The 1,010-nt window shown below is 67.2% G+C and carries 2 protein-coding genes and 1 pseudogene; all 3 read right to left on the bottom strand.

Going from position 1 to position 1,010, the window contains the following annotated elements:
* A partial coding sequence (locus D183_RS25160; RefSeq protein ID WP_157835221.1) for a DUF4339 domain-containing protein occupies positions 1–168 on the bottom strand: 168 nt, incomplete at its 3' end.
* A 21-nt stretch (positions 169–189) separates the two neighbouring features.
* Positions 190–663, bottom strand: a complete 474-nt coding sequence (locus D183_RS0117855; RefSeq protein ID WP_010340686.1) for a DUF494 family protein — start codon at positions 661–663, stop codon at positions 190–192.
* Positions 664–706: 43 nt separating this feature from the next.
* A pseudogene (locus tag D183_RS0117850) lies at positions 707–1,010 on the bottom strand (DNA-processing protein DprA); the annotation flags it as partial.

Raw genomic sequence — 1,010 nt, 5'->3', positions numbered from 1 at the left:
GTGCAGCGGCCGCCACTCCGGCAGGCCTTCACGCCAGACCAGGGTCTCGCGCTGCAGGCGGCCGTCGTGCAGGCGTTCCAGCAGGGCGGGCGCCGGCAACGGGCCGTGCCGCTCGCGCGCGGCATCGACGTAGTACCAGATCGCCAATGGGGGAGTGTCTTCGTGCATCCGTGCGCGACCGTCAGCGACTCAGTGAACCGGCTCCGGCTCGTCGACGAACATCTGCGTTTCCATCCACGCGTACGCCGCCTCGGCACCAGGCTGGTTGAACAGCACCATCAGCACCACCCACTTCAGGTCGTCCAGATCCAGTTCGTCCTGATCCAGGGCCATGGCGCGGTCCAGCACCAGCTCGCGCTGGTCGCTGTCGAGGATGCCGTGCTGCTCCAGGAACAGCAGGAAGCCGCGGCATTCCACGTCGAGCTTGTCCAGTTCCGGACCGTGGTAGATGCGGATCGGGCCATCGATGCGCGGCTGCGCCACGGCCGGGCGCTGGTCGGCCAGGGCGTCGAGCCAGTCGAACGCCTTGCTGATCTCGGTGGGGCTGAAACCGGCCTGGATCAGGCCATTCTGGAGGGAGTCGCGATCGCGGACCGGATCCGCGTCTTCGCTGAAATAGTGTTCGAACAGGTACAGCAGGACATCCAGAATGCTCTCTTTCATTGCCCCTCGGCCTGCGTCGCGAGACGCTGTGGAGGTGAAGAAACTAGGGTTTGCGGGTGTAACGACCGCGTTCGACCGCCACGTAGCCATCCAGTTCCATGGCCAGCAGCATGGAGGACGCCGCTGCGGCCGTCAATCCGCTGCGTGCGATCACTGAATCCATACAGATGGGGTCGTGGCCCAGCGCCTGCCACAAGCGCTGGTAGTCGGGGTGGGGGAAGGCCGGTGTGGCCGCGCGCGCGGTGCTGGCTCCCTGTGTGGGGGCGTTCAGGCGCCCGCGCAAGGCGTCGGCCAGTTCGGCGGCCAGGGGCGCGACCCCGGCCAGCACCTCCTCGGCACTTTCCACC

It is taken from the genome of Xanthomonas sp. SHU 199, from assembly GCF_000364665.1.
Taxonomy (GTDB): domain Bacteria; phylum Pseudomonadota; class Gammaproteobacteria; order Xanthomonadales; family Xanthomonadaceae; genus Xanthomonas_A; species Xanthomonas_A sontii.
Note: the sequence above shows the minus strand (reverse complement) of the source record. Positions and strands in the feature narration are given on the sequence as shown.